Annotated in this window: 5 protein-coding genes; 2 read left to right on the plus strand and 3 right to left on the minus strand. The window is 56.1% G+C overall.

Features of this window, described 5'->3' with window-relative positions; genetic code table 11:
* Both D5S03_RS07220 and D5S03_RS07225 read left to right on the plus strand, forming a co-directional pair.
* Positions 1-789, plus strand: a 789-nt coding sequence (locus D5S03_RS07220; protein ID WP_287043229.1) for a CofH family radical SAM protein, incomplete at its 5' end; no start/stop codon positions are given.
* A 19-nt stretch (positions 790-808) separates the two neighbouring features.
* Positions 809-2,026, plus strand: coding sequence for a M24 family metallopeptidase (locus D5S03_RS07225; RefSeq protein ID WP_287043231.1), 1,218 nt, complete (start codon positions 809-811; stop codon positions 2,024-2,026).
* An 11-nt stretch (positions 2,027-2,037) separates the two neighbouring features.
* Here D5S03_RS07225 and D5S03_RS07230 read toward each other — a convergent pair whose 3' ends face one another.
* The 3 genes from D5S03_RS07230 to D5S03_RS07240 form a co-directional block, all read right to left on the minus strand.
* A complete protein-coding gene (locus D5S03_RS07230) occupies positions 2,038-2,448 on the minus strand; it encodes a DUF1844 domain-containing protein (protein WP_287043233.1) in 411 nt (136 codons plus the stop codon).
* A 69-nt stretch (positions 2,449-2,517) separates the two neighbouring features.
* Positions 2,518-3,669: a pyridoxal-phosphate-dependent aminotransferase family protein gene (locus tag D5S03_RS07235; protein WP_287043235.1), complete on the minus strand. Its 1,152-nt coding sequence runs from the start codon at positions 3,667-3,669 to the stop codon at positions 2,518-2,520.
* A 226-nt stretch (positions 3,670-3,895) separates the two neighbouring features.
* Positions 3,896-4,687, minus strand: a 792-nt coding sequence (locus tag D5S03_RS07240) for a DNA polymerase (RefSeq protein WP_287043236.1), incomplete at its 5' end; no start/stop codon positions are given.

Here is a 4,687-nt window from a genome sequence, read left to right on the forward strand (position 1 = left end):
CAAAAGATCCTTGAAACCATTGAACTGGGCGGCATGCAGATCCTTCTGCAAGGCAGCATAAATCCCGACCTGGATCTGGACTGGTATGAAAAACTGCTGCGTTTTATCAAAGACAGGTTTCCGGATCTTGCTGTGCACGGATTTTCTCCGCCGGAAATCTTCTACCTGGCCGGCAGGGAAAATATTTCCGTAAGCCGGGTCATCTCCAGGCTGAAAAAAAGCGGGCTGGACTCCATACCCGGAGGCGGAGCGGAAATCCTGGTGGACCGGGTGCGCCAAAAGCTTGCTCCGCGCAAATGCAGCGCCCGGCAGTGGCTGGATGTGATGCACGAAGCCCACAATCAGGGCCTTAAAACCACGGCCACCATGATGATGGGGCATGTGGAGACCATGCAGGAGCGCCTGGAACACCTGCAGAAAATCCGGGATCTTCAGGATATAACCCATGGTTTCACTGCCTTTATTCCCTGGACCTTTCAGCCCGGCAACACCCTGATGAACGTAAGCGAAGCCTCCTCGGTGGAATACTTGAAATTTCTGGCGTTAAGCCGCCTGTATCTGGACAATATACCCAACATCCAGGCTTCCTGGGTGACCCAGGGGGCCCATGTTGGACAGCTGGCCCTCATGTGGGGGGCCAACGACTTCGGTTCCACCATGATCGAAGAAAACGTGGTGGCTGCAGCCGGGGTCAGCTTCAAGCTCCCTGAAGATAAGCTGCGCCTGCTGGTGCAAAAGTCCGGATTCCAGCCCAGGAAAAGAAGGATGGACTACACCCTGGTGGAATAAACCAAATCAAGGAGAACATATGTTTGAAAGCCTGGAAAAGCTCCCGGCAGAGGAGATGCAGCAAAGAATCGAGGCCTTTAGAAACAATATCCGCTCCAGCGGCCTGGACTGCGAAGCGGCCATGATATTTTCGCGCCTGAACATATATTATTTTACCGGCTCCTTCGGCAACGGCCTGCTCTGGATTCCCATGGAGGGCGATCCGGTATTCATGTGCCGCAAGGGCCTGCAGCGATTCAGCCTGGAATCTCCTCTGGAGCGCGTGGTATCCTTTAAATCCTTCGGCCAGGTGCCGGGCATCCTGTCTGATTTCGACCTGAGCATCCCCAAACGCCTGGGGGCGGAAAAAATGGGTCTTCCCTGGGGACTTGCGGACAACCTGCAAAAGCGTCTTACCGGCCCGGAGTTTGTCGCCGTGGACCAGGCCCTGTCCCTGACCCGCATGGTCAAGACCTCCTGGGAGGCGGAAAAGATGCAGCTTTGTGGCCGTCGCCATCACTATGCACTTTATCATCTCCTGCCGGAGATGATAAACCCGGGCATGACCGAACGCGAAATCAGCATGAAGGTATGGGAATGTTTTTTTTCTCAGGGTCACCAGGGCCTTATGCGCATGCAGAACTTCGGGGAGGAAATCTTTCTGGGCCACGTGGCTGCAGGGGACAGCGCCAATTATCCCAGTGTGTTCAACGGACCCGTAGGCCTGCGCGGAGAGCACCCGGCCATCACCCAGATGGGCTATGCCGGCAAGGTCTGGCAGGAAGACGAGCCTTTGACCCTGGATTGCGGATTTGCCCTGGAAGGCTACCAGACCGACAAGACCCAGGTCTATTTCCCCGGCCGCTGGGATCCTCCCCGGGAAGTGATGCAGGCGCACGAACTGTGCATGCGCATCCAGGAAGAGGTGGCCAAAAGGTTAAAACCAGGCAACACCCCCTCGGAGCTTTACCTCATGGCTGCGGAAATGGCGGAAAAAGAAGGCATGTCCCATGGATTCATGGGACTTGACGGCAACAAGGTCCCCTTCCTGGGACACGGAATAGGCCTGGCGGTGGATGAATATCCACCCCTGGCCAAAGGATTTGATCAGCCCCTGCAGGAGAACATGTACCTGGCGGTGGAGCCCAAGATCGGCATTCCCGGCACAGGCATGGTAGGTGTGGAAAACACCTTTCAGGTCACTTCCCGCGGGGGTGAGTGCATTACCGGGGACAGCTTCGAGCCGGTACGGGTCTAGCAGCCAGAACCTTACTTGGCCTTTTGCACGTATTTCATGCGTACTTCAAACAGAAAATCCTTGAGCTGCTGTTCCTCTGCATGAGTAAGGTTGCCCCGGGTCTTTTCCTCCAGCATGGCCAGAATATCAATGGTCTGCTTGGCCAGGGGCAGGTTTACTTCCTGCTGCCCGTTTTCCGGGTTGGGCATCTCCCCCAGGTGGGCCAGGGCGGATGAACTGAGCGAAAACACAAAAGTGGAGAAATCCAGCCGGGGATAGGCATTCTCCTTGTCTGCAGCAGCATCTTTGTAGTCTTGCGCCGCCTTTTTGCGTTCCATCTTCCTGGCCTCGCTCTCCTGAGCAACACCTTGCTGATCAGCGCTGTCCTGATCGTAGTTGATCCTGCGATCCGTCACCTTGACGTTTTCGTTATTCTCCTCCATGAGTAACACCTCCTTGAACACCGAAACCATGCGGCAAATAAGTCTGCCTGCATCTTCGGCCTGATAAAGTTATAGCTGTTTGTGCTCCGAGATACTAGTATAGGCCAGCCAGGCCCGTTCCAGATAATCCCGGGATCCGGACACCCCACCGCAATCCACAAAGGCCTGGTGCAGGGCCACAAGCCCGGCCAGGACATCTTTCCAGGATGTGCATCCGGCATGCCCCATGCGTACTGTTCTTCCTGCAAGCTGCCCCTGCCCTCCGGCCATGACCACTGAATAATCATCCCTGGCCATTTGTAAAAGCCTTTTCTCATCAATTCCTGGAGGAAGCCTGATGCTGGTCAGGCTGCGGGCAAACTCACGGTGGACCAGAAGCTCCAGGCCCATGGCCTCCACGCCTGCGCGGGCCATTAAACACAGGGCCTTTGAGTGCTGTGATGCGTGATCCAGGCCCTGATGCATATAAATACCCAGAGCCTCATCCAGGGCAGGCAGCACATGCAGCAATGGATGGCTGAAAACCTCCCCCGGGCTGATTTTCCCCGGGTCAAGCCATAGAGACTTATCCCCTTGAAAAATTTCATGCATATTTTGGCGAGCCCTGTGACTGAAAGCAGTAAACACTGCCCCGGGGGGAGCCATGATATCCGGGCCGGAAGCACTCAGGACGCAATCAGCGGGCCAGGCATCAGTCATGCAAGCGTGGGATCCCGTAAACCCTGTTGCATCTACCAGCAGCATCTTTTCAAAGGACCGGCAAAGCCCGGCAATATCCTTTACCGGATGCAGCGCTCCTGTGGAGCACTCCACTGCCGGAAGCAGTACAGCCTTTATCCCCGGCCAGCGGGACAGGGTATTCTCGACTTCCCCCGGCTTCACCGCTCTTCCCCAGGGTATGGGCAGGGCCACTACCTCCAGGCCGCAGGACTGGGCGGCATCGGAGAGCTGCAGTCCCTGCATTCCGGCTTCCACTACCAGCACCTCGTCTCCAGGCTCAAACTGTGCCTGAAGCGTCCTGCGCAGGACTTCGGCAGCACCAGCAAAAGAGACGGTTACAGGCTCTTTTGTTCCCAGAAGAGCCTTGAGACCGGCCTCGATCCTGATGCATGCCTCTTTTATCTCCTGCTCCCTCAGGCCCCATACGTCTCGGCTCATGGCCCTGCGCACCTGCTCCGGCAGCGGCCCTTTTTCAGGAGTCAGATAGGTAAGCTTGTTCATAGAATATATTCCATTATGCTTTCAGGGACCTGCCAATCTTTCTCGGGGTCGGGATCGGTATCGGAATCGGTATCGACAGTATCCCTCAGAGTCTCGTATTATTTTGCCTTCAGCTGAGTATCTGTCCCCACCCATAATCCCCCAATTCCCCAATCCCTCAATCCCAAAATCCCCCAATCCCTAAATTCCCTAATTCCCCAATCCCAGAATCCCAAAATTCCCAAAATCACCCATGAGCCTCGGCCCAGTTCTCCCCGGTTCCCCACTCCACCAGCAAAGGCACCTCCAGGCTCTCCACTCCGGCCATGACCCGGGCCAGCCTTTCCCCGGCCTTTTGGGCCACGGGGGCATCCACTTCCAGAAGCAGTTCGTCATGCACCTGCAGAACCATGACGCTTCCCAGGGAACGAAGCTCTGAATCGCTGTCCACAGCCAGCATGGCCTTTTTTATCACATCCGCCGCCGACCCCTGGATGACGGTGTTGACAGCGGTACGCCTGGCCTGCTGGGCCATGTTGGTGTTTCTGGAATTTATATCCGGCAGAAGACGTCTGCGCCCGGCCATGGTAGTCACATACCCCTGCTCCTGGGCCTTTTCCTCGATCTGCTGATAAAAGTCCCGCACCCTGTCCAGCTTACTGAAGTAAACACTTATGAATTCTTTGGCCTCTTCCATGGATATGCTAAGCTCCCGGCTCAGCTTCTGTGGCCCCATCCCGTACAGCAGTCCGAAATTTATGGTCTTGGCCTTGCGCCGCTCATCCTGGCTGACCTCTTGTATATCCTTGTCGAACAAAAGCCCGGCCGTGCGACGGTGTATATCCTCATTGCCTCCGAAGGCCTGGAGCAGATTGGGATCCATGGACATATGCGCCAGTATGCGCAGCTCGATCTGGGAGTAGTCCGCAGCCACCAGGAGCTTGCCCTTGGAGGGCTTGAAACAGGCCCGCATTCTGGGGCCGAACTCCCCCTTGATGGGAATGTTCTGCAGGTTGGGGTTGCTGCTGGAAAGACGCCC

Source organism: Desulfonatronospira sp. MSAO_Bac3 (assembly GCF_003838035.1).
GTDB lineage: Bacteria > Desulfobacterota > Desulfovibrionia > Desulfovibrionales > Desulfonatronovibrionaceae > Desulfonatronospira > Desulfonatronospira thiodismutans.

Bases quoted from the DNA above. Each gene is read 5' to 3' on its own strand.
- D5S03_RS07225 (WP_287043231.1), top strand. From the start codon at position 809: ATGTTTGAAAGCCTGGAAAAGCTCCCGGCAGAGGAGATGCAGCAAAGA.
- D5S03_RS07230 (WP_287043233.1), bottom strand. From the start codon at position 2,448: ATGGAGGAGAATAACGAAAACGTCAAGGTGACGGATCGCAGGATCAAC.
- D5S03_RS07235 (WP_287043235.1), bottom strand. From the start codon at position 3,669: ATGAACAAGCTTACCTATCTGACTCCTGAAAAAGGGCCGCTGCCGGAG.